The following is a 26,444-nucleotide window of genomic DNA, read 5'->3' on the forward strand; positions in this document are numbered from 1 at the left end:
GGGCAGCTGCAGGAGTCGCCGGTTGACGCTCCTGCACAGGCCTGGCACTTGGCCCGGAGATGATCAGTCTTTTTCTGGGCTTGCCACAGCTTGTTCGCTGAGTACGTCGGCCAGGCGTACAAAGGCGGCGAGGTCGAGTTGCTCTGGACGCAAGCTGCCGTCAACACCAGCCGCTTCGATCTCGGCGTTGCTGAGCAAGGCCTTGAGGGTGTTGCGCAGGGTTTTGCGGCGCTGGTTGAAGGCTTCCCGAACCACGCGCTCAAGCAGGCGATGGTCTTTGGCCGGGTGTGGCAGCACTTCGTGTGGCACCAGGCGGACAATGGCCGAATCTACTTTAGGCGGCGGATTGAACGCGCCTGGACCTACGTTGAACAGGTGTTCCACGCGGCAGTGATACTGAACCATGATTGACAGACGGCCCCAATCGCCACCGCCCGGGCCGGCAGCCATGCGCTCAACCACTTCTTTTTGCAGCATGAAGTGCATGTCACGGATCAGGCCGGCGTTTTTCAGCAGGTGAAAAATCAGCGGGGTAGAGATGTTGTACGGCAGGTTGCCGACAACCCGCAGGGTGCGTGGTGCAGCGCCCAGGCTGTTGAAATCGAACTTCAGGGCATCGCCCTGGTGCAGGGTGAAGTTGCTCATGCCTGCGAATTGTTGCTTGAGGATCGGGATCAGGTCTTTGTCGAGCTCCACGACATCAAGCTGGCCGCCACTGTTAAGGATGCCTTTGGTCAGGGCGCCCTGTCCCGGACCGATTTCCAGCAAACGGTCAGTGGGCTTGGCGTTGATGGCGCGCAGGATACGGTCAATGACACCCGCATCGTGCAGGAAGTTCTGGCCAAAACGCTTACGCGCCTTGTGTTGGAATTGCTCGTTCATATACGGGTCTCGGACATCTGATAGGCGGTTTCCAGCGCGACTTGCAGGCTGCCGGTATCGATCTTGCCGCTGCCTGCCAGATCCAGGGCGGTGCCATGGTCGACAGAGGTGCGGATGATCGGCAAGCCCAGGGTGATGTTGACAGCGGCACCAAACCCTTTGTATTTCAGTACGGGCAGGCCTTGGTCGTGGTACATCGCCAGCACTGCATCGCAGTGCTCCAGATATTTGGGGGTAAACAGAGTGTCGGCGGGCAGCGGGCCATGCAAATCCATACCTTCGCTGCGCAGGCGCTCCAGAGTTGGTTCAATAATGTCGATTTCTTCATGGCCCAAATGGCCGCCTTCGCCGGCGTGGGGGTTGAGCCCACAAACCAGGATGCGGGGCCGGGCAATGCCGAATTTTTGTTGCAGGTCGGCGTGCAGAATGCGGGTAACCCGCATCAGTCGCTCAGGGGTGATTGCGTCGCTCACCTGGCGCAGGGGCAGGTGAGTGGTAACCAGGGCTACGCGCAGGCCGCGCGTGGCGAGCATCATCACAACCTGCCCGGTGTGGGTCAGGTCTGCGAGGAATTCAGTGTGACCGGAGAATGGAATCCCGGCCTCATTGATGATGCCCTTGTGTACAGGGGCGGTAATCATGCCCGCGAAGTGCCCGTCGACACAGCCCTGGGCAGCCCGGGTCAGGGTTTGCAGGACAAACCCGGCGTTGGCTTTGTCCAGCGTACCGGCAATTACCTTCGCTTTCAGCGGGGTATCCCACACATACAGGCTGCCTGCAGGGGCTGGCTGATCAGGCCAGTTGTCCGGGCTCACCGGCAGCAGGTTGACAGCCACGCCCAGTTGCACGGCCCGCTCAAGGAGCAGGTCGTGGCTGGTAATGGCAATCAGGGGGTGCGGCTGGCGTTGTGAAGCGAGTAGCAGGCACAGGTCTGGACCTATGCCTGCCGGCTCGCCGGGTGTCAGTGCAAAACGCTGTGTTTTCACTGCGCTGCCTGGTTTCCGCTCTCTTGCGAGGTGGCGCCAGGAAGTTTGATCTCTACATAGGCTTCGTCACGGATCTGACGCAACCAGGTTTGCAGCTCTTCGTCGTACTTGCGGTTACGCAGTGCGTTCATTGCTTGCTGTTCACGGGCCTGGGTGGTGCTGTCGGTGGCGCGGCGGCCAAGGACTTCCAGAACATGCCAGCCGTATTGAGTCTGGAACGGCTTGGACAATACGCCCTGGGGCGTGTCGGCCATGGCCTCACGGAACTCGGGTACCAGAGAGTCCGGATTGACCCAGTTCAGGTCGCCGCCGTTAAGGGCAGAACCCGGATCCTCGGAGTAAGTTTTGGCCAGGGTGGCAAAATCTTCGCCCGACGTGATGCGCTCGTAGATTTTGTTGATCAGTTCCTTGGTCTGCGCTTCGCTACGGATTTCGCTCGGCTTGATCAGGATGTGACGAACATGGACTTCGTCCACCACCACGGTTTCGCCGCCGCGTTTGCCGTTGAGCTTGAGGATGATAAAGCCGCCCGGTGTACGTACCGGAGGCGTCACTTCTCCTACTGGCATTTTGCTCAGCATGCTGTCGAACGGTGGTGGCAATTGAGCGGCTTTACGCCAGCCCATGTCGCCGCCTTCCAGTGCGGTATCGCTGCCGGAGCGGGCGATGGCCATTTGACCGAAGTCGGCGCCTTTCTTGAGCTGGTTGTAGATCTCTTCAGCCTGTTTGTAAGCCGTCTGGACTGCTTCCGAATTCGCGCTTTCCGGCGTTGGAATCAGAATATTGGCCAGATTGAATTCTTCGGACATTTGCATTGCGCCCATAGGCGATGCGAGGAAGTTCTTCACTTCCTGTTCTGTCACCTGAATGCGCTCGCCCACACGACGCTGGCGCACACGGCTGATGATCATCTCGCGACGAACCTGCTCGCGGGCATCTTCATAGGACAGGCCGTCGTGAGCCAGTGCCTGGCGGAACTGGTCAATGGTCATGTTATTGCGCTGGGCAATGGTGCCAATGGCCTGGTTCAGCTCTTCATCCGTGATCCGGATGCCTGAGCGTTCGCCGAGCTGCAGTTGCAGGTTTTCGACGATCAGACGCTCAAGTACTTGCTGATCCAGAACGCTGGCAGGCGGCACGCCCTGGCCACGCTTGGCAATGGTCTGCTGAACTTCGTGGACACGCTGGTCCAGCTGGCTCTGCATGATCACGTCGTTGTCGACGATGGCCACAACCCGGTCAAGGGGTTGTACTGCAGCGTGTACTGCAGTACCCAGAAACAACGCGCCCAGCACTAGCGGGCGCAGACACTCAGAAAGCTTGATCTTCACGTTCACGATAACCTTGGATGCCTTTGTCGAGGAAGCTCTCTACTTTGGTGCCGACTACGCCACCGAGACCTTTCAACACAACTTGGAGGAAGAGACCATGATCGCCCTTCTCGTTTTGAGGGGCTTCTTGGGTGTACTCGTCGTTGGATACCCAATAACGGCTGATCAGACGAAGCTTCCAGCAGCAGTTGTCGTATTCAAAGCCACCGAAGGCTTCCAGAGTACGGTTGCGGTTGTAGTCGTACTGCCAGCGGCTGATGGCGCTCCACTGCGGCACGATCGGCCAGATAACCGAGAAGTCGTGCTGCTGGATCTTGTAGTAATCCTTGATGTAACCGTTTTGCCCCGGGGTCAGGTAATCACCGCCCATTTGCCATTTGCCGGTGTACTGGTTGTAAATCACCTGGTCGTTGCGATAGCGATAGCCCAGGTTGACCACCTTGTTCGGGTTGTCTTCAGGCTGGTAGTGCATCATCGCGCTGCCGGAACGCGGGCTGCGGGTTTCCGGATCCCAGTTGTAGTCGGCAGTGGCGCGCCAGTCGCGGTTGAAGCGATAGGCGTATTCCAGAGCATAAGGCGAGACGCTGGAAGTTGAATCCTTGCGATCGTCGGCAATGCCCGGCAATTGAACCTTGCGATCCTGGAAATAATACGCCTGGCCGATGCTGACACGCTGGCGCTCAAAGCCGTTGTCTTCGATCCAGCGGCTGGTCAGACCCAGCGACAGCTTGTTCTCGTCGCCCACGCGGTCGGAACCGCTGAACCGGTTGTCACGCCACAGCGAGGAATAGCTGAAGGTGTTTTCGCTGGTGTCGAAAACAGGAATGTCTTCCTGATTGCGCTCAGGGACATACAGATAGAAAGCGCGCGGTTCCAGGGTCTGGCGGTAGTTGGTGCCGAACCAGTTGGTATTGCGGTCGAAATACAGGCCGCTATCGACGCTGGCAATAGGCACGCTACGGTTTTGCGAGCTCTTGTAGTCCTCACCGGCGAGCAAGGTACTTTTGCCCTGGCTATCCAGATCAAGATCGTACTGGGTGTACATGTACTTCAGGGTTGGAGTCACAAAGCCGTAGCTTGACGTCATCGGCAGGCTCATGCTCGGCGCCAGATTCAGACGTGTGCCGTTGGCTCGTGCCAGACCAACAATATTGTTGTCGAGTCGCGGGGCAGTAGTGCCGTCTTCGTTGGTGTAATTACCGTTTTCCAGACTGCGCTCAAACCGCACCAGTTCGGAGCCGTAGCTGAAGTTCACGCCGCCAGGGTGAAACGGCAGCGCACCGTCGAGGGTGAGTTGCGGCAACTTGTTGTAAGGCGTGACCTGGGTAACAGTGGCCAGTTGATAGGCCTGGGCATTCAACCGGGCGGTGTAGCTGTCGCCCCGATAGCTGACGGCAGCTTGCTGGTTCAGGTAGTCGCGGTTTTCGACGCCGATCTGATCAGTTTGCAGATCCTGGAAGTAATACGGATCGCTGATCTTGGTGTAGTCGACTTCTGTCAGTACCCGCGAATCCAGGCCACCCTTGTGCTGCCAGTTAAGCATGTAGCGCTTGTCGGAGTAGTCGGTTTGACCCTTGCGCTTGGTGTCGTCGTCGTTGAGGTAAGCGGCGCCGAACTGCCCTTCGCTGGACTCGGTCAGGTAGCGGAACTCGCCTTCCATCAACAGGCCGCGCTTGGTCATGTAGCGCGGGTACAACGTGGCATCGTAGTTCGGGGCCAGGTTGAAGTAGTACGGGGTCACGAGCGTAAAGCCGGTGTCGGTGCTGCTGCTGAAAGACGGCGGCAGGAAACCGGACTGGCGGCGATCGTCGATCGGGAAATAGATGTACGGGGTGTAGAAGATCGGGATGTCTTTAACCCGCAACGTCACGTTGGTCGCCGTACCGAAACCGGTGGCAGGGTTCAGCGTGATGTTGTTGCCCTTGAGCTGCCAGGCGTTGCTGCTCGGCTCGCACGTGGTGTAAGTACCATCCTTGAGACGGATGATGGCGTCTTCGGCGCGCTTGGCATACAGCGCGCTGCCGCGGATGCGCGACTTGTGCAAAACGTATTCGGCGTTGTCGACCTTGGCCGCACCAGTGTCCAGCTGCACATCGGCGTGGTCGCCAACGATCAGTGCACCGTTGTCCCGCAGACGGACATTGCCATTGAGTTCGCCACGGCTTTCAGCCTGATACAGGCTGGCCTCGTCGGCCTCGACCTGCATGCTGCCCTGACGCATGACGACATCGCCGGCCAGGGTCGCGACCTGTTCTTCCTGCTGATAGCGGGAAGCTTTAGCGCCAACAAAGGTCGGGGCATCGCTTTTACTGGTGGGGTCGTTCATGCCCGGACGGATGGGCTCGACGTACGAGCCGGAGCAATAAGGTCCGGTTTCGGCCAGTTGCGCCGGTGTCAGCTTCTCCCGGGGCACCCAGTCCAGGTGGCTGTAGTCGGCGCTGCGCGCGCTCAGCCCACGGCCCTTGGCTTCAGTAACCAGCGGGATGGGCGCGACTTGCTCGCTGGCCTCACCGCTGGCTTCCGCCAGGACACCCTGGTGCGCCGGACGCGGCGGCAATTGCGCGGCGTTGGTTTTTGGCGTGCAATCCCAGCCACCCGTAGCCGACACGGAACAGTCATACTGTTCCTCGGCAACAGCGAACGGCATGGCTAGAGGTTGCATGGCCAGCAAACTGCCGGTTACCAGCAACGGAAATTTTTTACGAAACGCGGGGGATTTCAATGCCATCTTATTAGTCCGGGCTTCCTGCGTGCCATCAGCCCGCGGTGGGGGACCGCAACGCCTATCGATGGTCTGGAAAAGATGCTGGATAATAAAGCATGACCCGCTTGACGGCTAGCACCGTCGGAGACCCTTGTAATGCCTGACCAAGATGTACGCCTGCAACACCTGAAAGTTTGGCTGGATGAGCAGTTGGTAACCTTGTATGAGGACCAGGGTTGGGGTGTCGTACCCCCGGCCACGTTGACTTCGGCCAGTAGCGACGCGAGCTTCAGACGCTATTTTCGCTGGGAGGGCGAGGGTCGGACTTTTGTCGTCATGGACGCGCCGCCCCCCCAGGAAAACTGTAAGCCATTCGTCGATATCGCTGATTTGCTGCGTATCAGCCAGATAAATGTGCCAAAAATTTATGCTCAGGACCTCGAGCGCGGTTTTCTTTTGCTCAACGACCTGGGCAATAAAACATTCCTCGACGTGATTAACAGCACCAATGCCGATGAGTTGTTCAAAGACGCCATTGAAGCCTTGCTGGCTTTTCAGCAACTGCCGATGAAAGCACCTTTGCCCAGCTATGACGTTGCTTTGCTGCGTCGCGAACTGGAGTTGTTTCCCGAGTGGTACGTGCGCCGTCATTTGGGTGTAGAGCTCGATGAGCAGCAACAGGCTGCCTGGCAGCGGGTCAGCGCGTTGTTGATCGACAGTGCGTTGCAGCAGCCCCAGGTACTGGTCCATCGCGACTTTATGCCGCGTAACCTGATGCTCAGTATCCCCAACCCCGGGGTTCTGGATTTCCAGGACGCGGTGTATGGCCCGGTCACTTACGACATTACCTGTCTGTTCAAGGACGCCTTTCTCAGTTGGCCGGAAGAGCGTGTGCGCGCCTGGCTGCGCGACTACTGGGAACTGGCCTTGCCACTGGGCATCCCGGTGGGGGCGGATTTCGAGGCGTTCCTGCGAGCCAGTGATCTGATGGGTGTGCAGCGACACCTGAAGGTGATCGGTATCTTTGCGCGCATCTGCCATCGTGATGGCAAACCACGCTATCTGGCTGACGTGCCGCGGTTCTTCTCTTATATAGAAGCGGTGCTGGCACGCCGTCCTGAACTGGCGGAACTGGGCGAGCTGTTCCACAGCCTGGGCCAGCGTGCCGGGGCGGACCTATGAAGGCCATGATTCTGGCAGCGGGCAAAGGTGAACGCCTGCGGCCGCTGACCTTGCATACTCCCAAGCCGTTGATACGGGCTGGCGGCGTGCCTTTGATCGAGTACCACCTGCGGGCGCTGGCGGCGGCGGGCTTTACCGAGATCGTAATCAACCACGCCTGGCTGGGTCAGCAAATAGAAGATCATCTGGGCGATGGTTCGCGTTTTGGCGTGAGTATCCAGTACTCCGCTGAAGGCGAACCGCTGGAGACCGGCGGCGGCATTTTTAAAGCATTGCCGTTACTGGGCGATCAGCCCTTTGCTGTGATCAATGGCGATATATGGACCGACTACGACTTTGCAGGCTTGCGTCAGCCGCTCACAGGCCTGGCGCATCTGGTTCTGGTCGATAACCCGGCACACCATCCGGGCGGTGACTTTTACCTGCAGGGCGCGCAAGTTCTCGATGCGCTGCCGGGTGTCGACGCCCTGACCTACAGTGGCATCGCAGTGCTTAGCCCCGGCTTATTCGCGGGGGCTACGCCTTGCGCATTCAAACTCGCCCCCTTGCTGCGCAAAGCCATGGCCGACGGACAGGTGACGGGCGAGCGTTTACAGGGGCATTGGGTCGATGTGGGGACCCATGAGCGTTTGGCCGAAGTTGAATCGTTGATCAAGGGCAAACACTAAAATGTTGTGGCCAGGGACTCTTGTCGGGGCCGGTGCCGGCTTTTTCATTGCCAGCATTCCGGGGGCCATGCTCGGTGCTTTACTGGGGCAGGCGCTGGACCGGCGTCTGCAGTTGCACAGCTGGGCGCAGTTGCGTGAACGCTTGGGCGGTCGCCCGGCGTTGCGCAACGATGAACTGTTGTTTGTGCTGCTTGGACGGCTGGCCAAAAGCGGCGGCAGGGTGGTGGACAAGCACATTGAGCAGGCGCGCCAGGAAATGCGTCAGCTCGACATGTCCGGCCCGGCGCAGCAGCGGGCCATTGCCGCGTTCAATCGTGGCAAATCGCAGAATGACTCCCTGCGCGGCTATCTACGACGCCTGAAAGCCCAGCCCCATGCAGCAGAAGGTGTGCTGCGCGCCGGGTGGAGGATGATTTTGGCTGACGGTCGTATCGATCCCCGGGAGCGCGAGTTGATCGTGTTGTGGGGGCACTGGCTGGGCTGGACGGCGCAACAGGTGCAGGCGCTGGGCCCAGACTATGAACCGCATAGAAAACCACTGGCCACCCGTGATGGCACCTACCAGCAATCGTTAGTCCTGCTGGGGGTAACGGCGAGTACGGAGCCGGATCAGATCAAACGCGCCTATCGGCGTTTGCTCAGTCGTCATCACCCGGACAAGGTTGCCGGCAGCGGCGCGAGTCCGGCTCAGGTGCGCGAGGCCACGGAAAAAACCCGCGAACTGCACCACGCCTACGCCATGATTCGCGAGCAGCGCGGGTTTCGTTAACGGCCTGGCGGCTACTTGTAGGCAGGCTGCGGGCTGAGCCAGCCGCGTACTCGGCGAAACAGCTGTTCCTGCTCGGCTTCCTTATTACCCGGGATTGCGTTCAGGGCAACTTGAGTGAAATTCGTACGGCTTACCCGTTGGCTGGCCTGTCGTCGTTGCAAGGCGGCCTTGCGGGCCAGCGGCTGGTCTTTGTAGAAGATATCCAATTGCGCCAGCGAGAGATTCGGCGTCAATTGGCTCAAATCAGGTTCAACTCCGGTCGGTGTCTGCGCGGCGATCAGGATCAGTCTGGGCAGCTGGGCTGGTTGCTTTTCGCTCACATAGCGCGCAGCCCAATAGGCGCCGGTACCGTGGCCAAGCAGCACCAGGCTGCGCATGTTTTGCTGTTGGGCGAAGGCAATGGCAGCGTCAATACGGGCGTAGATCCGCTCGGCATCCGCTTTGCTCATGGCCTCAAACGTCTCGGCCGGTGGCGCTTCAGTCGTGTTTTCGGTGCCGATACTGGCCGCCTGCTCGATGGGTTTGGCTGTGGTGCTGGCCTCTTTGCTGCTAGTGTTCGGCGCCGGGGGTGCGGGAGGTGCCTGTGGCTCGGCCTGGCGCGGCTGGCTGGCCTGGCTTTGCATGTCCGGCAAGCTCAGACTCAGGCTGGCCCAGTTGGCATCCGGCAGTTTGTTGCGCAGCGGGCCCACAGTCAGTGGCCAGTCTGCACTTTCGCCTGCTCCCGGTACGATAATCACCGCGCCACTGGGGTCGCTGCTATTGGCGGGCTTCCAGAGTGCGAGAAAACTGTCTTGCCCGGCCTGCAGTTGTTGTTGCTGGTTTTTCGGTAGCTGGCGCTCAAGAGCCGTTTCGTCTTCCATGCTGCGTTCGGGCAGCTGTGGGCGTATTTCCGGCTGAGCTTGTGCAGGCTCTGGCGCCGGCTCCGGATCAGCCGCCAGTACCGGCAAGGCGTGTGGCAGGAACAACCACAGGCACAGCGCTGCAAGTGCCGGGCGCAAAGAAGACATAGGTGATTCCAGGCCAGAAGTAATCCAGGCAGCCTAATGGGTTGATCAGCATTTGTCAGGGTATGAGTGTTCCGATGAAGCGTTTTTGCTATCTGTTAATGATCGGCTGGTTATCGTTGCCCTTGATGGTCAATGCCGCGTCCATGCCTGCGGCGCAGTTGAGCCCGGAGCAACAGCAATGGCTGGCGCAGCACGGGCAGCTGCGCGTCGGCCTGGTGTTACAGGCGCCCTATGCCAAATTTGATCAACGTTTGCAGCGATTGTCCGGGGCCAACGTCGAATTGATGAAATGGCTGGCACAGAGTCTGGGCATCGACCTGGTCTGGCATAACTATGCCGATCTGGCGCAACTGGAGCAGGCCGCCCGAGCCGGCGAGATCGACCTGGCGCCCGGGCTGACGCAGACCCCGGCGGGCTTGCGGCTGTGGCTTTTTTCTGACCCTTACATGCGGGTTCCGCATTTGTTGGTGGGCGAGCGCAACGCCGGCGGCTCTGTGGACCTGGAGCGGGTGGACAGCCAGGTCCGGGTCGCGGTGCGAATGCCCAGTTCTGCCGCCGATTATCTGCGTAGCAGCTATCCCGGTCTCAATCTGCAGGGCGTGCCCCTCGAACGCCAGGCCTTGCAGTTGTTGTTGAGCCAGCAAGCGACCTACGCGGTGGTTGATGAAGCGCAACTGACCCGGCTGTCGGCCGAGCCCGAGTTCGCCGGGCTGGCGGTGGTCGGTGACATTGGTTTGCCACAGTTGTTGCGGGTGGCCACCCGCCGCGACTGGCCGCAACTGGCCGGTATCGTGGAGCGCGGGCTGCATGCCATTCCTGCACGGGACATGGAGCAACTGCACAGCCACTGGCTGCAACCCAAGTACCCGAAGCTCGGCCCGTCTCCCGGCTTTTGGCAGAACCTGTGCTTGTTGATCGGTGTGCTATTGCTGGCCTGCATGGCAATCATGTTCTGGCAGCGTCGCCAGCAGACGGCCCTGGAGCGAGCACTGCTCCGTGCCCGTGAAGATATTGCCCTGGGCACCGCCAGTGCTGAAGCCTTGCGCTTGACTCAGTTTTCTATCGATCAAAGCCCGATGGGGATTTTGTGGGTTAACTGGGACAGTCATGTGCGCTATGCCAATCAGGCGGCAGAAGACATGCTCGGGTATCCGCCGGGGGCCGTGCTGGATCGCCCCCTGAGAGATTTTGAGCCGGGCCTGGACATGGACCGCTGGTTGACTTTATGGCGCCGCGCCCGTGCCAGCGAAGAAGCAGTGCAACGGATTGAAACCCATTGCATCCGCGCCGATGGCAGCGAGTTTCCGGCCGACGTGACCTTGAGTTTTCTGCGCTTCAAAGATGCCGAATACCTGGTGGTTTACCTGAATGACATCACCGAACGCCGCCGGGTACAGGCTGCCTTGCAGGAAAGTGATGCGCGTTTGCAGGGTATTGCCGCCAATGTCCCGGGACTGGTCTTTCGCCTGGAGCGTTCGTTGCTGACCGGCGAACTGGACTTCCCCTACATCAGCGAAGGCAGCGAGAGCCTGGCGGGGTATTCCCCGACTACCTTGCGTCAGCGTGAAGTGGGGCTGCGCAGCCTCGTGCATCCGGATGACCGGGCGGATTACCACCGGGTTCAGGACCTGGCGCTGGACAGCGACAGCGACTGGTCATGGCAGGGCCGCATCCTGACCCGTCAGGGCCAGCAACGCTGGGCCGAGATCAAGGCCATCACCCGCAGCCTGGAAGATGGCACTGTGGTCTGGGACGGCATCGTCTGGGACATCAGCGAGAGCAAACGCATTGAGCTTGAACTGGATAGTTCGCGCGGACAGCTGCGGGAGCTGTCGGCCCACCTTGAAAGTGTGCGCGAAGAGGAAAAGGCCCATATTGCCCGTGAGGTTCACGATGAGCTGGGGCAGATGCTGACGGTCCTCAAGCTGGAGACCTCAATGTGCGAGCTGGCCTATGCCGAGCTGGATCCGGGGCTGCGCGAGCGCCTCAACAGCATGAAAAAGCTGATTGCGCAGTTGTTCCAGCTGGTACGTGATGTGGCCACGGCCCTGCGTCCACCTATCCTGGATGCCGGCATCAGTTCAGCCATCGAATGGCAGGCCCGGCGTTTTGAAGCGCGCACGCAAATCCCTTGCCTGGTGCAGGTGCCGGAATATTTGCCGGCGCTGGGGGGGGCCAAGGAAGTCGGCCTGTTCAGAATCATGCAGGAGGCCCTGACCAACGTAATGCGCCACGCCCACGCCCAGACGGTAGAGTTGACCTTGAGCCTGGAGGGCAACGACTTGTGCCTGAGCATCAGCGATGATGGCCAGGGTTTTGTGCCCGCCACCGGCAAGCCGACTTCATTCGGCCTGGTCGGTATGCGCGAGCGCGTCCTGATGTTGGGCGGTACCCTGACTTTGCACAGTGTGCCGGGTGAGGGGACGCTGTTGAGTGTGCGGGTGCCGCTGCTCCCGGCGTCTTGAGTGACCTTTGAATAAGGAAATATCCGTGATTCGAGTACTGGTAGCTGAAGACCACACCATAGTGCGCGAGGGCATCAAACAGTTGATTGGCCTGGCCAAGGATCTGCTGGTGGTGGGCGAGGCGAGCAACGGCGAACAGTTGCTGGAAACCCTGCGCCATGTGCAGTGTGAGGTGGTGCTGCTGGATATATCCATGCCCGGGGTCAACGGCCTGGAAGCTATTCCGCGGATTCGCGCCCTGAACAACCCGCCGGCCATACTTGTGTTATCGATGCATGACGAAGCGCAAATGGCGGCCCGCGCCCTGAAGTTCGGTGCCGCCGGTTATGCCACCAAAGACAGTGATCCGGCGCTGTTGTTGATGGCGATTCGCAAGGTTGCGGCGGGCGGGCGCTATATCGATCCGGACCTGGCCGACCGCATGGTATTTGAGGTCGGATTGACAGATGAAAGGCCATTGCACGCATTGTTGTCCGAGCGTGAGTTTTCTGTTTTCGAGCGCCTGGCCCAGGGCGTGAATGTCAACGAAATCGCCCAGCAACTGGCCCTGAGCAGTAAAACCATCAGCACCCACAAAGCGCGCTTGATGCAAAAGCTGCATATCAACTCATTGGCGGAGCTGGTGAAATACGCCATGGAGCACAAGTTGCTCTGAATGTAACCTGGCCGGTCGCGGTACTGCCGATCGCAGCTTGCGGCCGCGACGGCATATCTCGCGCATACCTGATTACGACACTTTCATGAGGTGTCTTTGCCCAGCCACTGGGCCCGCCCCAATCAACCATCCAAATCGCGACAACCCTGTAGGGCTATCCCTACAAGAAGCCTTCCAGCCTCCTGATGTGAATCTCTCCTGCGCCCCGATTTCTGTGGGCTGGCGCCTTCTTTAGTCTTGGGCTACGGCAGTCCAAAACAAAAGGTGTGGCTATGAGTGAGGTCGGTGCAAGCGCTGGGGCGAGTGAGATACTGGTCAGCTTCCGTGGCGTGCAAAAAAGCTACGACGGCGAAAACCTGATCGTCAAGGATCTCAATCTGGATATTCGCAAAGGCGAATTTCTGACCTTGCTCGGGCCGTCCGGTTCGGGCAAAACCACCAGTCTGATGATGCTGGCCGGTTTCGAAACACCAACCGCCGGCGAGATTTTACTGGCCGGGCGCGCGATCAATCACGTGCCACCGCACAAGCGCGACATCGGCATGGTGTTCCAGAACTACGCACTGTTTCCCCATATGACCGTGGCGGAAAACCTTGGTTTTCCGCTGTCGGTGCGCGGCCTCAATCGAACCGATATCAGCGAACGGGTCAAGCGCGTGCTGAGCATGGTGCAGCTGGATGCCTTCGCCCAGCGTTACCCGGCCCAGTTGTCCGGTGGTCAGCAACAGCGGGTCGCGCTGGCGCGGGCGCTGGTGTTCGAACCGCAGCTGGTGCTGATGGATGAACCGCTGGGGGCTCTGGACAAACAACTGCGCGAGCACATGCAGATGGAGATCAAGCATCTGCATCAACGTCTGGGCGTGACGGTGGTCTATGTCACCCATGACCAGGGCGAAGCCTTGACCATGTCCGACCGGGTAGCGGTATTCCATCAGGGTGAAATCCAGCAGATTGCCCCGCCCCGTACCCTCTACGAAGAGCCGAAAAACACCTTTGTCGCCAACTTCATCGGCGAAAACAACCGCCTCAATGGCCGTCTGCACAGTCAGGACGGTGAGCGCTGCGTGGTCGAGCTGGGGCGCGGTGAGAAAGTCCAGGCACTGGCGGTAAACGTGGGGCGAACGGGTGATCCGGTGACCCTGTCGATACGGCCTGAGCGCATCTGTCTCAATGGTTCCAGCGAAGCCTGCGCCAACCGTTTCTCGGGCCGGGTCGAAGAGTTTATTTATCTGGGCGATCACGTCCGGGTGCGCATGGAAGTGTGCGGCAAGACCGATTTTTTTGTGAAACAGCCGATTGCTGAACTGGACCCCTCCCTGGCCGTCGGTGACGTCGTGCCGCTGGGCTGGCAGGTCGAACATGTACGTGCGCTGGACCCTCTCTTAGAGGCGAATTAATCGCCCCGGCTTCACCAACCCTGCACAGTGGAGAACAAAAAATGCATACATCCCTGAAGTTCACGGCCTTGAGTCTGGGTCTGATGTTCGCAGCCAATGCCCTGGCCGCAACCGATCTGACCGTGGTGTCGTTTGGCGGTGCGAACAAGGCGGCTCAGGTCAAAGCCTTTTATGCACCCTGGGAAGCCAAAGGCGAGGGCAAAATCATCGCCGGTGAATACAACGGCGAAATGGCCAAGATCAAGGCCATGGTCGACACCAAAAGCATTTCCTGGGACCTGGTAGAAGTCGAATCGCCGGAGCTGTCCCGCGGTTGCGATGAAGACATGTTCGAAGCGCTGGACCCGGCCCTGTTCGGTAATCCTGAGCAGTACGTCAAAGGGGCGATTCAGACCTGCGGTGCCGGCTTCTTCGTCTGGTCCACCGTGCTGGCCTACAACGCCGACAAGTTGAAAACTGCGCCCACCAGCTGGGCAGACTTCTGGGACACCAAAACCTTCCCCGGCAAACGCGGCCTGCGCAAGGGCGCCAAGTACACCCTGGAATTTGCCTTGATGGCCGACGGTGTAGCGCCCAAGGATGTGTACAAGGTGCTGGCGAGCAAGGAAGGGCAGAACCGCGCCTTCAAAAAGCTGGATGAACTCAAACCGAGCATCCAGTGGTGGGAAGCGGGCGCACAACCGCCGCAGTACCTGGCTTCCGGTGATGTGGTGATGAGTTCGGCATACAACGGCCGCATCGCAGCCGTGCAGAAAGAAAGCAATCTGAAGATTGTGTGGAACGGCGGGATTTATGACTTTGATGCATGGGCCATTCCCAAAGGCCTGAGCAAAGACAAGGCCGAAGTGGCGAAGAAGTTCATCGCTTTCACCCTGCAGCCGCAACAGCAGAGCCTGTACTCGCAAAACATCGCCTACGGCCCGGCCAACAAGGAGGCCATGCCACTGTTGCCTGAAGCCGTGCAGGCAGACATGCCGACCGCTGCACAAAACATCGCCAATCAGGTGCAGATCGACGTCACCTTCTGGGCTGACAACGGCGAGCAGCTGGAGCAGCGCTTCAACGCTTGGGCTGCCAAGTAAGCAGTGCTGACATGCGGCGCAGCTGATCAGGGCGCGCCGCCATCGTTTAAAGATTTTCGGAGTTCGCCATGGCCATCGCCGTTCCCCTGAACGAGGTCTCCAGCCCCACGTTGAAGAAGCGCCTGGCGCATGCCGAGCGGATTAACCGCTGGAAAGCGCAGGCGCTGATTGCACCGTTGGTTATTTTTTTGCTGCTGGTGTTCCTGGTACCAATCGCGGCCCTGCTCTACAAAAGTGTCGGCAACCCGGAAGTAGTTGGGGGATTGCCGCGCACGGTAGTGGCAGTGGCCAGTTGGGATGGCAAAGGCCTGCCCGCGGAACCGGTCTACCAGTCCCTTAGCGAAGACCTGGCCGAGGCCCGCAAGAATCAGGTTCTGGGCGACTTGTCCAAGCGCCTGAACATGGAGCTGGCCGGTTATCGCAGTTTGCTGATGAAAACCGCCAAGGCGCTGCCGTTCAAGGCGGTACCCGAGTCATATAAAGACGCGATGGAAGCCCTCGACGAGCGTTGGGGCGACCCGGCGTACTGGCAGGCGATCAAGCGCAACACTTCAAGCGTGACCCCGTTTTATCTGCTGGCGGCTGTCGATCATCGGATCGATGACCTGGGCGAAATTGCTCCCGCCACACCGGACCAATCGATCTATCTGGATATTTTCGCCCGTACCTTCTGGATGGGCCTGGTGATAACCTGTATCTGCCTGGTGCTGGCCTATCCGCTGGCGTATTTGCTGGCCAATCTTCCCGCTCGGCAAAGCAACCTGCTGATGATCCTGGTGCTGTTGCCATTCTGGACCTCGGTACTGGTGCGGGTCGCGGCCTGGATTGTGCTGCTGCAGTCAGGGGGGCTGATCAACAGTGCGCTGATGAGCCTGGGGGTGATCGATCAGCCGCTGGAGCTGGTGTTCAACCGTACCGGGGTGTACATCTCGATGGTGCACATTCTGCTGCCGTTCATGATCTTGCCGATTTACAGCGTGATGAAAGGTATTTCACCGACCTATATGCGGGCGGCGATCTCATTGGGCTGTCATCCATTTGCGAGCTTCTGGCGGGTGTATTTCCCGCAAACCTATGCCGGAGTCGGGGCGGGCTGCTTGCTGGTCTTCATCATCGCCATCGGTTACTACATCACCCCGGCGTTGCTCGGCAGCCCGAATGATCAAATGGTCAGCTACTTCGTGGCGTTCTACACCAACACCAGTATCAACTGGGGCATGGCGACGGCCCTGGGCGGTTTGTTGTTGCTGGCGACCGTGGTGCTGTATCTGATTTACAACTGGCTGGTGGGCGCTAGTCGCCTGCGTTTGAGTTAAGGAGACCGCCATGCTTAGCCCTTATATGTCACCTGTCGAGCGGGTCTGGTATTACAGTTTGCGCATTCTTTGCGGGCTGATTCTGTTGTTTCTGATCTTGCCGGTGCTGGTGATCATTCCGTTGTCGTTCAACTCGGGCAGCTTTCTGGTGTATCCGTTGCAGGGGTTCTCGCTGCACTGGTATCAGGACTTTTTCGCTTCGTCAGAATGGATGCGGGCCTTGCGCAACAGCATCATCGTGGCGCCGGCGGCCACGGTGCTGGCAATGGTCTTTGGCACGCTGGCGGCCATTGGCCTGACCCGCAGCGACTTCCCCGGCAAGGCGCTGGTCATGGCGCTGGTGATATCGCCCATGGTGGTGCCGGTGGTGATTATCGGTGTGGCCAGCTACCTGTTCTTTGCACCGCTGGGGTTTGGCAACAGCTTCCTGTCCCTGATCGTGGTGCATGCGGTGTTGGGAGTTCCATTCGTGATCATCACGGTCTCGGCCACTTTGCAGGGGTTCAATCAGAATCTGGTGCGCGCTGCAGCCAGTCTGGGGGCTTCGCCTCTGACCGCCTTTCGCCGGGTGACCCTGCCGCTGATTGCGCCGGGAGTCATTTCGGGCGCGCTGTTCGCTTTTGCAACCTCGTTCGATGAGGTAGTGGTCACCCTGTTCCTGGCGGGCCCGGAGCAGGCAACGTTGCCGCGGCAGATGTTCAGCGGCATCCGTGAAAACCTCAGTCCGACCATTGCTGCGGCAGCTACCTTGCTGATCGCGTTCTCGGTGGTGTTGCTGCTGACGCTCGAGTGGTTGCGCGGGCGCAGCGAGAAACTGCGCACGGCCCAGGCCTAGCCCTTAGATCCAGCAGGCATCCCACAGGGGGTAATCCCCGATCCGCGTGGCGAGACCTGCGCGGATCGGGTTTTTGACGATATGACGGGCGGCAGCCTTGAGATCTTCCTCCTGGCGCAATGCTCTGTCGTGATATCCCTTTTGCCATAGACGACCGCTGGATTGAGCGGCCTGATTGATTGCCACGCAACTGCGTGACTTGATCCGGCACATCAGTTCGCCCAGTGTTTTGCTGCGTAATTCGATTAACCAGTGACAATGATCTGGCATGACCACCCAGGCAATAGAGTTGACGATGCCTTCGTCGTGGGCGTCCCTGAGTTGATTGACCAGCAGGCGCCCTGACTGAAAGTTTTCGAATACCGGGCGCCGATTGTCGGTGACTGTTGTGAGCAGATAGATCCGGCCATGTTCTGAGTAGCGACCTTTCAATAGTTGATGACTGCTAAATGAGTGTGGCATTCCTTTGCCCTCATGATGGTGGGTGTTGTGTAACTTAAGACTGCAACACAACAGACGGCTGGTTCTTGGTTCACAAGATATTTCTGGAAGGTTCTTCGGCCCTTTTCACAGCAGGTTCATGATCGGTTACGGCTCTGTAGTTGCTGCCGAAGGCTGCGATCGGGTGCGAAGCGGCCGTATGAGATGCGTCGTCACGCAGTCAATCATCACCGCCCGGTGTTCGGGGCTCGGGTCGGCGGTATACAATGCGCGCCACCGTGTTTTGCTCACTAAAGGTGCGTTATGCAGCCCTTCGCTATTGCCCCATCGATTCTTTCCGCCGATTTCGCCCGTCTTGGCGAAGAGGTCGACAATGTGCTCGCCGCTGGCGCTGATATCGTGCACTTCGATGTCATGGACAATCATTACGTGCCCAACCTGACCATCGGCCCGATGGTTTGTGCTGCCTTGCGCAAGTACGGCATCACCGCTCCCATCGATGCTCATTTGATGGTCAGCCCGGTAGACCGGATCATCGGCGACTTTATTGAAGCCGGCGCGACTTACATCACGTTCCACCCGGAAGCCACGCAACACGTTGACCGTTCCCTGCAACTGATCCGTGAAGGCGGCTGCAAGGCGGGCCTGGTGTTTAACCCGGCAACGCCACTGGACGTGCTCAAGTACGTGATGGACAAGGTCGACATGGTCTTGCTGATGAGCGTCAACCCTGGCTTCGGGGGGCAGAAATTCATCCCCGGCACCCTCGACAAATTGCGCGAAGCCCGTGCCCTGATTGACGCCAGCGGACGTGACATCCGCCTGGAAATCGACGGCGGCGTCAACGTCGGCAACATCCGTGAGATCGCTGAGGCCGGTGCCGACACATTCGTCGCGGGTTCGGCGATTTTCAATACACCTGACTACAAAGAAGTCATTCAAAAAATGCGCGCCGAGCTTGCGTTGGCCCGTCCATGAGTGGCTTTGAGCAGCTGCTTCAGGGGCAGCTGCCAAAACTGGTGATGTTCGATCTGGACGGAACCCTGATCGATTCGGTGCCGGATCTGGCAGTCGCCGTGGAGACCATGCTGCTCAAGCTGGGTCGCCCGCCCGCAGGTATAGAGAACGTGCGGATGTGGATTGGCAACGGTGCGCCCATGCTGGTGCGCCGTGCTCTTGCCGGCAGCCTGGAGGCTTCGGGGGTCGATGATCCTGAAGCCGAACAGGCGCTGGAAATTTTCATGGACGCCTACGATGGTGGCCATGATCTGACCAGGGTTTACCCTGGTGTACGCGAAAGCCTCAAATGGCTGCAGAAGCAGGGCGTCGAAATGGCGTTGATCACTAACAAGCCCGAGCGCTTTGTGGCGCCGTTGCTGGATGAGTTGAAGCTGGGCCGGTTTTTCCGCTGGATCATTGGCGGAGACACCCTGCCACAAAAGAAACCTGATCCCGCCGCGCTGTTGTTTGTGATGAAAATGGCCGGTGTGGCACCTGAGCAGGCATTGTTTGTCGGTGATTCGCGCAATGACGTGCTGGCAGCCAAAGCCGCAGGCGTGAAGTGTGTAGCCCTGAGTTACGGTTACAATCACGGCCGGCCGATTGAAGAAGAGTCACCCGATATGGTGATCGGTAACCTTCATGAGCTTATAGCCGGTTGCTTAGATTCTGCGCCTGAGATAACGTTGGGCAATTCTGTTCACCCCTCTCGAAGAGATTCCATCGTGGTGGTCACTCGCAAACTCTGGATGAAAGTTATCAAGGCCCTGGCCCGTTGGCGTTGGCGCGCCTGACTTGAATCTGGCCGGAGATCCGGCACGTTTGCATACCTGACTGTTTGACCCTCAGACCACGAGGCACCTCATGATCCGCGAAGAATTCCTGCGTTTGGCCGCTGCCGGCTACAACCGTATCCCCCTTGCACGTGAAACCCTTGCTGACTTCGACACACCCTTGTCGATCTACCTGAAACTGGCTGACCAGCCCAACTCCTATTTGCTGGAGTCGGTGCAGGGCGGCGAGAAGTGGGGGCGTTATTCGATCATTGGCTTGCCATGTCGCACTGTACTTCGCGTGCATGAGCAGCAGATCCGGGTGACCCATGACGGCGTCGAAATCGAGTCCCTTGAAGCGGATGATCCACTGACCTTCGTTGAAGAGTTCAAGGCCCGCTACAACGTACCGACCATCGCCGGGCTGCCACGCTTCAACGGCGGGCTGGTGGGCTATTTCGGTTATGACTGCGTGCGCTACGTGGAGAAGCGTCTGGGCAAGTGCCCGAACCCGGACCCGCTGGGGGTGCCCGATATTTTGCTGATGGTGTCCGACGCGGTGGTGGTGTTCGACAACCTGGCCGGCAAGATGCACGCCATCGTACTGGTCGACCCTGCGCAGCCTGATGCCTACGATGCAGGCCAGGCCCGCCTTGAGGCGTTGCTTGAACAGTTGCGCCAGCCGATTACGCCGCGTCAAGGCCTGGATTTCACCAGGCAGCAAGCAGCCGATCCGGTGTTCCGTTCCAGCTTCACCCAGTCTGATTACGAAAAAGCCGTCGACACCATCAAGGACTACATCCTGGCGGGCGACTGCATGCAAGTAGTGCCGTCGCAGCGGATGTCCATCGACTTCAAGGCTGCGCCGATCGATCTGTACCGCGCGCTGCGTTGCTTCAACCCGACGCCTTACATGTACTTCTTCAACTTCGGCGACTTCCACGTGGTGGGCAGTTCGCCGGAAGTGCTGGTGCGGGTCGAAGACAACCTGATTACCGTGCGCCCGATTGCCGGTACCCGTCCCCGTGGCGCAACCGAAGAGGCTGACCTGGCGCTGGAGCAAGACCTGCTCAGCGACGACAAGGAAATCGCCGAGCACTTGATGCTGATCGACCTTGGGCGCAATGACACAGGGCGTGTTTCGGAAATCGGCTCGGTCAGGCTCACCGAGAAAATGGTGATCGAGCGTTACTCCAACGTGATGCACATTGTGTCCAACGTCACCGGCCAGCTCAAAAGCGGGCTGACGGCGATGGATGCGCTGCGGGCGATTCTGCCGGCGGGAACCTTGTCAGGTGCGCCGAAAATCCGCGCGATGGAAATCATCGACGAGCTGGAGCCGGTCAAGCGCGGTGTATATGGCGGCGCAGTCGGTTATTTCGCCTGGAACGGCAATATGGACACGGCCATCGCGATTCGTACTGCGGTGATCAAGAACGGTGAATTGCATGTGCAAGCCGGCGGCGGCATTGTCGCCGACTCGGTACCGGCCCTGGAGTGGGAAGAGACGCTGAACAAACGCCGCGCGATGTTTCGTGCCGTAGCGCTCGCTGAACAAACCCCCGCATCCGACGCCTGAGGAGCTTTGCCATGTTGCTGATGATCGATAATTACGACTCTTTTACCTACAACGTTGTGCAGTACCTCGGCGAGCTGAGTGCAGAGGTCAAGGTGGTGCGCAACGATGAGCTGAGCATTGCCCAGATCGAAGCGCTGAAACCTGAGCGCATTGTGGTCTCGCCCGGCCCGTGCACGCCGAACGAGGCGGGTATCTCGCTTGAAGCCATCAAGTATTTTGCCGGCAAGCTGCCGATTTTGGGGGTATGCCTGGGCCATCAGTCCATCGGGCAGGCCTTCGGTGGTGATGTGGTTCGCGCCCGGCAAGTGATGCACGGTAAAACCAGTCCGGTGTATCACCTGGATACCGGGGTGTTCCAGGGATTGAACAACCCGCTGACCGTGACCCGTTACCACTCGCTGGTGGTCAAGCGTGAAACCTTGCCTGAGTGCCTGGAGCTGACGGCCTGGACGCAACACGCCGATGGCTCGGTGGACGAGATCATGGGCTTGCGCCACAAAACGCTGAACATCGAAGGGGTGCAATTCCACCCCGAGTCGATCCTGACCGAACAGGGTCATGAACTGTTTGCCAACTTTCTTAAACAAACCGGCGGCACGCGCTAAGGACTTTATATGGATATCAAGACTGCCCTGAACCGTATCGTCGGTCATCTGGACCTGACCACCGAAGAAATGCGCGATGTGATGCGCGACATCATGACCGGTCAGTGCACCGAGGCGCAGATTGGCGCGTTCATGATGGGCATGCGCATGAAAAGCGAAAGCATCGACGAGATTGTCGGTGCTGTGACGGTGATGCGCGAGCTGGCGGACAAGGTTGAACTCAAGACCCTGGACGGTGTGGTCGACATTGTTGGCACCGGCGGCGATGGTGCGAATATTTTCAACGTGTCCACGGCTTCCGCTCTGGTTATTGCGGCCGCAGGCTGCACTGTAGCCAAGCACGGTAACCGCGCCGTGTCGGGTAAAAGCGGCAGCGCTGATTTGCTGGAGGCCGCCGGTGTGTACTTGAACCTGACGCCCGTGCAAGTCGCCCGTTGTATCGACAGCGTGGGCATCGGTTTCATGTTTGCCCAGTCCCACCACGGTGCCATGAAGCACGCGGCCATTCCGCGTCGCGATCTGGGCCTGCGGACTTTGTTCAATATGCTTGGCCCGCTTACGAATCCGGCCGGCGTAGTGCATCAGGTCGTAGGTGTATTCAATCAGGCGCTGTGCCGACCGCTGGCTGAAGTGCTGCAGCGTCTGGGTAGCAAGCATGTGCTGGTGGTGCATTCGCAAGATGGTCTGGACGAGTTCAGCCTGGCGGCCCCGACCTTTGTTGCGGAACTGAACAAAGGCGAGATTACTGAATATTGGGTGCAGCCTGAAGATTTGGGTATCAAGAGCCAGAGCCTGTTCGGTCTGGTGGTCGATAGTCCGGAACAATCGCTGGAGCTGATCCGCGATGCCCTGGGCCGACGCAAGACAGAAGCAGGCCAGAAGGCCGCCGAGATGATCGTGCTCAATGCCGGGGCCGCGTTGTATGCCGCTGATCTTGCCTACACTCTCAAAGAGGGTGTGGCTTTGGCTCACGATGCGCTGCATACAGGTCTGGCTCGGGAAAAACTCGAAGAGCTGGGTGCCTTTACCGCCATCTTCAAACAGGAGAACCAAGCATGAGTGTGCCTACCGTTCTGGAAAATATTCTGGCGCGTAAAGTTCAGGAAGTGGCCGAGCGCAGCGCTCGTGTGAGCCTGGCCGAACTTGAACGTATGGCAGCTCAGGCTGATCCGGTGCGCGGCTTCGCCAGGGCCATGCTGGCGCAGGCCAAGTTGAAACAGCCAGCGGTCATCGCCGAGATCAAAAAGGCTTCGCCAAGCAAGGGCGTAATTCGCGAGCACTTTGTGCCTGCCGAAATTGCCCAGAGTTATGAAAAAGGTGGCGCTACCTGTCTGTCGGTACTCACCGATATTGATTTTTTCCAGGGCGCCGATCTGTACCTGCAGCAGGCTCGCGCTGCCTGCAAGCTGCCAGTGATCCGCAAAGACTTCATGATCGATCCGTACCAGATCGTCGAAGCCCGGGCCTTGGGCGCAGACTGCGTGTTGTTGATCGTCTCTGCGCTGGATGACGTGAAAATGGCCGAGCTGGCTGCCGTTGCCAAAAGCGTTGGGCTGGATGTTCTGGTCGAAGTGCATGATGGCGATGAGCTTGAGCGTGCACTCAAGACCCTGGACACGCCATTGCTGGGGATCAATAACCGTAATCTGCACACTTTTGACGTCAGCCTGGAAACCACCCTGGATCTGTTGCCGCGTATCCCGCGGGATCGACTGGTGATTACCGAGAGCGGGATTCTCAACCGGGCAGACGTGGAGCTGATGGAAATCAGCGACGTGTATTCGTTCCTGGTGGGCGAAGCCTTTATGCGTGCAGAAAACCCGGGTAATGAACTGCAGCGTCTGTTCTTCCCGGAGCGGGTTGTGCAGGTAACGGGCTCTACCCTGGATTAACCGGCGCTCTGCAGGCATCGGTTGCCTGCATCGCAAGACGATTTGGTCGGTGCTGGACAAGGACACCTATGACACTCATCCAGCAACTCAGTGTAGAAGCCGGCCTCAAGGCCGAGCAGGATTTACTGGCTTCGGTATGCGCCGCAGAGCTGGAGGCGGGTGTCTTGTTCTGGCAACCCACGGACCGTGCGCTGGTGATGCCGCGGCGCTTGAGCCGGTTACCGGGTTTCGAGCAGGCCAGTGCAGAACTGGCGGCCAGCGGCTGGCCCATTCTGTTGCGCGAAACCGGTGGTGAGCCTGTCCCTCAGTCAGCAGCGACGATCAATATCGCTCTGGTCTACGCACCGGCGCGTACTGAAGGTGATCAGGGACGTATCGAAACGGCCTATCGACGGTTGTGTGAGCCGATCTGCGATTTACTGACAGAGCTGGGGGGCGTGGCGTCTTTGGGGGAAGTCGAAGGCGCGTTTTGCGATGGTCGCTTCAACGTCAACCTGAATGCGCGAAAGCTGGTGGGAACTGCGCAGCGTTGGCGGCAGAGCCAGGGCGGGCAGCGGCCTGTGGGCCTGGTTCACGGAGCATTACTGGTTGAAAACGAGCGCGACTCGATGGTGGCTGCAGTCAACCGCTTCAATCAGTTATGCGGGCTGGAGCAGCACTGCCGTGCCGAGAGTCATATCGCACTGCATGAAGTGTTTCCTGCGCCCGATTTCTTCGAGCGTTTGAGCACCAGTTACCAACAAATTCTGGTGCCCTTGCTGAAGCCTTAGCGTGTGCCGAACACCACCATGGTTTTCCCTTTGACGCTCACCAGGTTCTGTTCTTCAAGATCCTTGAGCACACGGCCGACCATCTCGCGGGAACAGCCGACAATTCTGCCGATCTCCTGACGGGTAATCTTGATTTGCATGCCGTCGGGGTGGGTCATTGCATCGGGTTGTTTGCACAGTTCCAGCAGGCAGCGGGCCACTCGCCCGGTCACGTCGAAAAATGCCAGGTCGCCGACTTTTCGTGTGGTATTGCGTAAGCGTTGTGCGATTTGGCCGCTGATCGCATAAAGAATTTCCGGTTCTTGCAGCGCATACTCTCTGAATTTCGTGTAACTAATTTCTGCAATCTCGCACTCAGTCTTGGCGCGAACCCATGCACTGCGAGCCTGCTCCTGTCCTGGCTGTTCAAACAGACCCAGTTCGCCAATGAAATCGCCGGGGTTGAGATAAGCAATGATCATTTCTCGACCATCATCGTCCTCGATCACAATCGTGACCGAGCCTCTGATTATAAAAAACAGTGTGTGTGAGTTTTCACCGGCGCAGATGATGTTGTTCTTGGTCTGATAGCGTCTGCGTTGGCACTGAGTCAAAAATTTGTCGAGATTTTTGATTTTTGGTATGGGAGTAAAAGCAACCATTGTTGTATCCCGAAGCATGCACAGTAAGGGTTGTGTCTATTTTTTATATCGCTCTGGCTGGTTGGCGCCAGTGATTTGGCGCCAGCTTAACAGACAGATTCTTAACGGTTGTCAGAATTTTCCTGATGCTCCATGTCGCAATGAATAAAGGCTTCGGTGTGGTGAGCGCTCGGTTTCGGGCGCTGTGCTAAGCTGGCGCCCCTTTTAAATCAGTGGAGTCTGGGCGATGAAGGCACGCATTCAATGGGCTGGCGAAGCCATGTTTCTGGGCGAATCGGGCAGCGGCCACGTCGTTGTGATGGACGGCCCACCCGAGAGCGGTGGTCGTAACCTGGGCGTTCGACCGATGGAAATGCTTCTGCTGGGGCTCGGTGGTTGCAGCAACTTCGATGTTGTAAGCATCCTCAAGAAGTCGCGTCAGGCAGTTGAGAGTTGCGAGGCATTCCTGGAAGCCGAGCGCGCCACTGAAGACCCTAAGGTGTTCACTAAAATTCACCTGCACTTTGTGGTGAAAGGTCGCGGCTTGAAAGAAGCTCAGGTCAAGCGTGCCATCGAACTGTCTGCCGAAAAGTATTGCTCCGCGTCGATCATGCTTGGCGCCGCCGGTGTAGCCATCAGCCATGATTATGAAATCATCGAGTTGGGCTGAGTCGCCATTGCATGCAAGCTGGCGCAGGTTTCGAACAATAAAAAAGGCGGCTACCGGTAGGTAGCCGCCTTTTTTATATGCCCATGAGCGAATCGCCAGCTCCTGGCGTATTCAAGTCGTGCCGGCAGTCAGATGCGGTAGGTGCTTTTGGTCATGACTTTGGCCATCAGGCTCATGCCGAACTTCACTGGAGCAGGAAAGCGGAACCCGCCGGCATTGAGTGCGGACTCTGCATGTTGCTCTTCATCGATGCGCATCTGTTCAAGGATCGCCCGTGATTTCTCATCTTGCGCGGGCAGTTGCTCAAGATGCTCGTTGAGATGTTTGCACACTTGATCTTCGGTAGCGGCAACAAACCCGAGGCTGACTTTGTCGCTGATTAATCCTGCCGCAGCCCCGATCCCGAAGGACATGCCGTAAAACAGCGGGTTCAACAGACTTGGATGGCTGCCCAGCTGGCGGATGCGCTGTTCGCACCAGGCCAGGTGGTCAATTTCCTCTTCTGCTGCCTGCTCCATGGCTTCGCGCACTTGGGGCAGTTTGGCGGTCAGGGCCTGGCCTTGATACAAGGCCTGGGCACAGACTTCACCGGTATGGTTGATGCGCATTAACCCGGCCACATGGCGACTTGCCTGTTCGTCCAGCGGGTTTTCAGGTTTGACGATGGCCGGCGACGGGCGATGGGGCTGGCCGCTGAACGGCAGCAAGGTACGCAGCGCTGTGTCGGCCTGTAACAGAAGACGGTCAATCGGCGAGTAGTGACGTTGGGTAGTCATGCTTACCTCCGGAAAAAATCACGGCGGTCAGTTTACCCCA

General features: G+C 58.7%; 25 protein-coding genes. 17 read left to right on the forward strand and 8 right to left on the reverse strand.

Features of this window, described 5'->3' with window-relative positions:
* Window positions 1-63: 63 nt before the first annotated feature.
* The 4 genes from rsmA to B195_RS02225 are packed head-to-tail and all read right to left on the reverse strand — an operon-like array spanning window position 64 to window position 5,927.
* Window positions 64-882 carry a 16S rRNA (adenine(1518)-N(6)/adenine(1519)-N(6))-dimethyltransferase RsmA gene (gene rsmA / locus B195_RS02210; protein WP_003444501.1) on the reverse strand — a complete coding sequence of 273 codons (819 nt, stop codon included), beginning with the start codon at window positions 880-882 and terminating at the stop codon, window positions 64-66.
* On the reverse strand, window positions 879-1,868 hold the full coding sequence (pdxA, locus tag B195_RS02215; RefSeq protein ID WP_003444500.1) for a 4-hydroxythreonine-4-phosphate dehydrogenase PdxA: 990 nt from the start codon (window positions 1,866-1,868) through the stop codon (window positions 879-881). The genes rsmA and pdxA overlap by 4 nt, the downstream gene beginning before the upstream one ends.
* Window positions 1,865-3,205, reverse strand: a complete 1,341-nt coding sequence (surA, locus tag B195_RS02220) for a peptidylprolyl isomerase SurA (protein ID WP_177412985.1) — start codon at window positions 3,203-3,205, stop codon at window positions 1,865-1,867. Before surA ends, pdxA begins: the two co-directional genes overlap by 4 nt.
* Window positions 3,180-5,927, reverse strand: coding sequence for an LPS-assembly protein LptD (locus B195_RS02225; protein WP_003444498.1), 2,748 nt, complete (start codon window positions 5,925-5,927; stop codon window positions 3,180-3,182). The genes surA and B195_RS02225 overlap by 26 nt, the downstream gene beginning before the upstream one ends.
* A 132-nt stretch (window positions 5,928-6,059) precedes the next feature.
* Between B195_RS02225 and B195_RS02230 the strand changes: the two genes are divergently transcribed.
* Genes B195_RS02230 through B195_RS02240 form a run of 3 tightly spaced genes read left to right on the forward strand, consistent with a single transcriptional unit; the run spans window position 6,060 to window position 8,522 of the window.
* Window positions 6,060-7,085 carry an aminoglycoside phosphotransferase family protein gene (locus B195_RS02230; RefSeq protein ID WP_003444497.1) on the forward strand — a complete coding sequence of 342 codons (1,026 nt, stop codon included), beginning with the start codon at window positions 6,060-6,062 and terminating at the stop codon, window positions 7,083-7,085.
* Window positions 7,082-7,753 carry an N-acetylmuramate alpha-1-phosphate uridylyltransferase MurU gene (murU, locus tag B195_RS02235; protein WP_003444496.1) on the forward strand — a complete coding sequence of 224 codons (672 nt, stop codon included), beginning with the start codon at window positions 7,082-7,084 and terminating at the stop codon, window positions 7,751-7,753. The genes B195_RS02230 and murU overlap by 4 nt, the downstream gene beginning before the upstream one ends.
* A gap of 1 nt (window position 7,754) precedes the next feature.
* Window positions 7,755-8,522: a TerB family tellurite resistance protein gene (locus B195_RS02240; RefSeq protein WP_003444495.1), complete on the forward strand. Its 768-nt coding sequence runs from the start codon at window positions 7,755-7,757 to the stop codon at window positions 8,520-8,522.
* Window positions 8,523-8,533: 11 nt separating this feature from the next.
* Here the strand turns inward: B195_RS02240 and B195_RS02245 are convergent, their stop codons facing one another.
* The gene (locus B195_RS02245) at window positions 8,534-9,529 is read right to left on the reverse strand and encodes an alpha/beta hydrolase family protein (RefSeq protein WP_003444494.1); all 996 of its coding nucleotides are present in this window, start codon (window positions 9,527-9,529) and stop codon (window positions 8,534-8,536) included.
* A gap of 74 nt (window positions 9,530-9,603) precedes the next feature.
* Between B195_RS02245 and B195_RS02250 the strand changes: the two genes are divergently transcribed.
* The 6 genes from B195_RS02250 to B195_RS02275 all read left to right on the forward strand — a co-directional run bounded on the left by B195_RS02250 (window position 9,604) and on the right by B195_RS02275 (window position 17,279).
* Window positions 9,604-11,994 carry a transporter substrate-binding domain-containing protein gene (locus B195_RS02250; protein WP_003444493.1) on the forward strand — a complete coding sequence of 797 codons (2,391 nt, stop codon included), beginning with the start codon at window positions 9,604-9,606 and terminating at the stop codon, window positions 11,992-11,994.
* A gap of 25 nt (window positions 11,995-12,019) precedes the next feature.
* Window positions 12,020-12,649, forward strand: coding sequence for a response regulator transcription factor (locus tag B195_RS02255; RefSeq protein ID WP_003444492.1), 630 nt, complete (start codon window positions 12,020-12,022; stop codon window positions 12,647-12,649).
* A gap of 272 nt (window positions 12,650-12,921) precedes the next feature.
* Window positions 12,922-14,046, forward strand: coding sequence for an ABC transporter ATP-binding protein (locus B195_RS02260; RefSeq protein ID WP_003444491.1), 1,125 nt, complete (start codon window positions 12,922-12,924; stop codon window positions 14,044-14,046).
* Between the two features lie 41 nt (window positions 14,047-14,087).
* The gene (locus B195_RS02265; RefSeq protein WP_003444490.1) at window positions 14,088-15,128 is read left to right on the forward strand and encodes an ABC transporter substrate-binding protein; all 1,041 of its coding nucleotides are present in this window, start codon (window positions 14,088-14,090) and stop codon (window positions 15,126-15,128) included.
* Between the two features lie 68 nt (window positions 15,129-15,196).
* Window positions 15,197-16,444 (forward strand): ABC transporter permease, encoded by a 1,248-nt coding sequence (locus tag B195_RS02270; protein ID WP_003444488.1) that lies wholly within the window; start codon window positions 15,197-15,199, stop codon window positions 16,442-16,444.
* Between the two features lie 10 nt (window positions 16,445-16,454).
* Window positions 16,455-17,279, forward strand: a complete 825-nt coding sequence (locus tag B195_RS02275) for an ABC transporter permease (protein WP_003444486.1) — start codon at window positions 16,455-16,457, stop codon at window positions 17,277-17,279.
* 3 nt (window positions 17,280-17,282) lie between these two features.
* On the opposite strand, the gene B195_RS02280 is transcribed toward B195_RS02275, so the two are convergent.
* Window positions 17,283-17,741, reverse strand: coding sequence for a transposase (locus B195_RS02280; protein WP_003444484.1), 459 nt, complete (start codon window positions 17,739-17,741; stop codon window positions 17,283-17,285).
* Between the two features lie 282 nt (window positions 17,742-18,023).
* Between B195_RS02280 and rpe the strand changes: the two genes are divergently transcribed.
* The 7 genes from rpe to B195_RS02315 all read left to right on the forward strand — a co-directional run bounded on the left by rpe (window position 18,024) and on the right by B195_RS02315 (window position 24,338).
* Entirely contained in the window at window positions 18,024-18,698 is a 675-nt protein-coding gene (gene rpe / locus B195_RS02285) for a ribulose-phosphate 3-epimerase (protein ID WP_003444482.1), read from the forward strand.
* Window positions 18,695-19,513, forward strand: a complete 819-nt coding sequence (locus tag B195_RS02290) for a phosphoglycolate phosphatase (RefSeq protein ID WP_003444480.1) — start codon at window positions 18,695-18,697, stop codon at window positions 19,511-19,513. The genes rpe and B195_RS02290 overlap by 4 nt, the downstream gene beginning before the upstream one ends.
* Window positions 19,514-19,583: 70 nt before the next feature.
* The gene (gene trpE / locus B195_RS02295; RefSeq protein ID WP_003444478.1) at window positions 19,584-21,071 is read left to right on the forward strand and encodes an anthranilate synthase component I; all 1,488 of its coding nucleotides are present in this window, start codon (window positions 19,584-19,586) and stop codon (window positions 21,069-21,071) included.
* A gap of 11 nt (window positions 21,072-21,082) precedes the next feature.
* Window positions 21,083-21,676 (forward strand): aminodeoxychorismate/anthranilate synthase component II, encoded by a 594-nt coding sequence (locus B195_RS02300; protein ID WP_003444476.1) that lies wholly within the window; start codon window positions 21,083-21,085, stop codon window positions 21,674-21,676.
* A 9-nt stretch (window positions 21,677-21,685) separates the two neighbouring features.
* The gene (gene trpD / locus B195_RS02305) at window positions 21,686-22,735 is read left to right on the forward strand and encodes an anthranilate phosphoribosyltransferase (RefSeq protein WP_003444474.1); all 1,050 of its coding nucleotides are present in this window, start codon (window positions 21,686-21,688) and stop codon (window positions 22,733-22,735) included.
* On the forward strand, window positions 22,732-23,568 hold the full coding sequence (gene trpC, locus B195_RS02310) for an indole-3-glycerol phosphate synthase TrpC (protein ID WP_003444473.1): 837 nt from the start codon (window positions 22,732-22,734) through the stop codon (window positions 23,566-23,568). Before trpD ends, trpC begins: the two co-directional genes overlap by 4 nt.
* Before the next feature lie 68 nt (window positions 23,569-23,636).
* A complete protein-coding gene (locus B195_RS02315; RefSeq protein ID WP_003444472.1) occupies window positions 23,637-24,338 on the forward strand; it encodes a lipoate--protein ligase family protein in 702 nt (233 codons plus the stop codon).
* Here B195_RS02315 and crp read toward each other — a convergent pair.
* Window positions 24,335-24,979 carry a cAMP-activated global transcriptional regulator CRP gene (crp, locus tag B195_RS02320; RefSeq protein WP_003444471.1) on the reverse strand — a complete coding sequence of 215 codons (645 nt, stop codon included), beginning with the start codon at window positions 24,977-24,979 and terminating at the stop codon, window positions 24,335-24,337. The two genes, B195_RS02315 and crp, sit on opposite strands and share 4 nt — an antisense overlap.
* Before the next feature lie 226 nt (window positions 24,980-25,205).
* On the opposite strand from crp, the gene B195_RS02325 reads away from it, so the two are divergent.
* Window positions 25,206-25,628: an OsmC family protein gene (locus B195_RS02325; protein WP_003444470.1), complete on the forward strand. Its 423-nt coding sequence runs from the start codon at window positions 25,206-25,208 to the stop codon at window positions 25,626-25,628.
* 128 nt (window positions 25,629-25,756) lie between these two features.
* Here the strand turns inward: B195_RS02325 and coq7 are convergent, their stop codons facing one another.
* Window positions 25,757-26,404, reverse strand: a complete 648-nt coding sequence (coq7, locus tag B195_RS02330) for a 2-polyprenyl-3-methyl-6-methoxy-1,4-benzoquinone monooxygenase (protein ID WP_003444469.1) — start codon at window positions 26,402-26,404, stop codon at window positions 25,757-25,759.
* Between the last annotated feature and the right edge of the window lie 40 nt (window positions 26,405-26,444).

The sequence above is a fragment of the Pseudomonas sp. Lz4W genome (assembly GCF_000346225.2).
GTDB lineage: Bacteria > Pseudomonadota > Gammaproteobacteria > Pseudomonadales > Pseudomonadaceae > Aquipseudomonas > Aquipseudomonas paraversuta.

Excerpts from the sequence above, each read along its gene's own strand:
- trpC (WP_003444473.1), top strand. The coding sequence starts at position 22,732 with ATGAGTGTGCCTACCGTTCTGGAAAATATTCTGGCGCGTAAAGTTCAG.
- B195_RS02225 (WP_003444498.1), bottom strand. The coding sequence starts at position 5,927 with ATGGCATTGAAATCCCCCGCGTTTCGTAAAAAATTTCCGTTGCTGGTA.
- B195_RS02265 (WP_003444490.1), top strand. The coding sequence starts at position 14,088 with ATGCATACATCCCTGAAGTTCACGGCCTTGAGTCTGGGTCTGATGTTC.
- B195_RS02270 (WP_003444488.1), top strand. The coding sequence starts at position 15,197 with ATGGCCATCGCCGTTCCCCTGAACGAGGTCTCCAGCCCCACGTTGAAG.
- rsmA (WP_003444501.1), bottom strand. The coding sequence starts at position 882 with ATGAACGAGCAATTCCAACACAAGGCGCGTAAGCGTTTTGGCCAGAAC.
- rpe (WP_003444482.1), top strand. The coding sequence starts at position 18,024 with ATGCAGCCCTTCGCTATTGCCCCATCGATTCTTTCCGCCGATTTCGCC.
- B195_RS02250 (WP_003444493.1), top strand. The coding sequence starts at position 9,604 with ATGAAGCGTTTTTGCTATCTGTTAATGATCGGCTGGTTATCGTTGCCC.
- crp (WP_003444471.1), bottom strand. The coding sequence starts at position 24,979 with ATGGTTGCTTTTACTCCCATACCAAAAATCAAAAATCTCGACAAATTT.
- B195_RS02245 (WP_003444494.1), bottom strand. The coding sequence starts at position 9,529 with ATGTCTTCTTTGCGCCCGGCACTTGCAGCGCTGTGCCTGTGGTTGTTC.
- B195_RS02275 (WP_003444486.1), top strand. The coding sequence starts at position 16,455 with ATGCTTAGCCCTTATATGTCACCTGTCGAGCGGGTCTGGTATTACAGT.
- coq7 (WP_003444469.1), bottom strand. The coding sequence starts at position 26,404 with ATGACTACCCAACGTCACTACTCGCCGATTGACCGTCTTCTGTTACAG.
- B195_RS02325 (WP_003444470.1), top strand. The coding sequence starts at position 25,206 with ATGAAGGCACGCATTCAATGGGCTGGCGAAGCCATGTTTCTGGGCGAA.
- B195_RS02280 (WP_003444484.1), bottom strand. The coding sequence starts at position 17,741 with ATGCCACACTCATTTAGCAGTCATCAACTATTGAAAGGTCGCTACTCA.
- B195_RS02290 (WP_003444480.1), top strand. The coding sequence starts at position 18,695 with ATGAGTGGCTTTGAGCAGCTGCTTCAGGGGCAGCTGCCAAAACTGGTG.
- trpD (WP_003444474.1), top strand. The coding sequence starts at position 21,686 with ATGGATATCAAGACTGCCCTGAACCGTATCGTCGGTCATCTGGACCTG.
- B195_RS02300 (WP_003444476.1), top strand. The coding sequence starts at position 21,083 with ATGTTGCTGATGATCGATAATTACGACTCTTTTACCTACAACGTTGTG.
- B195_RS02315 (WP_003444472.1), top strand. The coding sequence starts at position 23,637 with ATGACACTCATCCAGCAACTCAGTGTAGAAGCCGGCCTCAAGGCCGAG.
- trpE (WP_003444478.1), top strand. The coding sequence starts at position 19,584 with ATGATCCGCGAAGAATTCCTGCGTTTGGCCGCTGCCGGCTACAACCGT.
- B195_RS02240 (WP_003444495.1), top strand. The coding sequence starts at position 7,755 with ATGTTGTGGCCAGGGACTCTTGTCGGGGCCGGTGCCGGCTTTTTCATT.
- murU (WP_003444496.1), top strand. The coding sequence starts at position 7,082 with ATGAAGGCCATGATTCTGGCAGCGGGCAAAGGTGAACGCCTGCGGCCG.
- B195_RS02260 (WP_003444491.1), top strand. The coding sequence starts at position 12,922 with ATGAGTGAGGTCGGTGCAAGCGCTGGGGCGAGTGAGATACTGGTCAGC.
- B195_RS02230 (WP_003444497.1), top strand. The coding sequence starts at position 6,060 with ATGCCTGACCAAGATGTACGCCTGCAACACCTGAAAGTTTGGCTGGAT.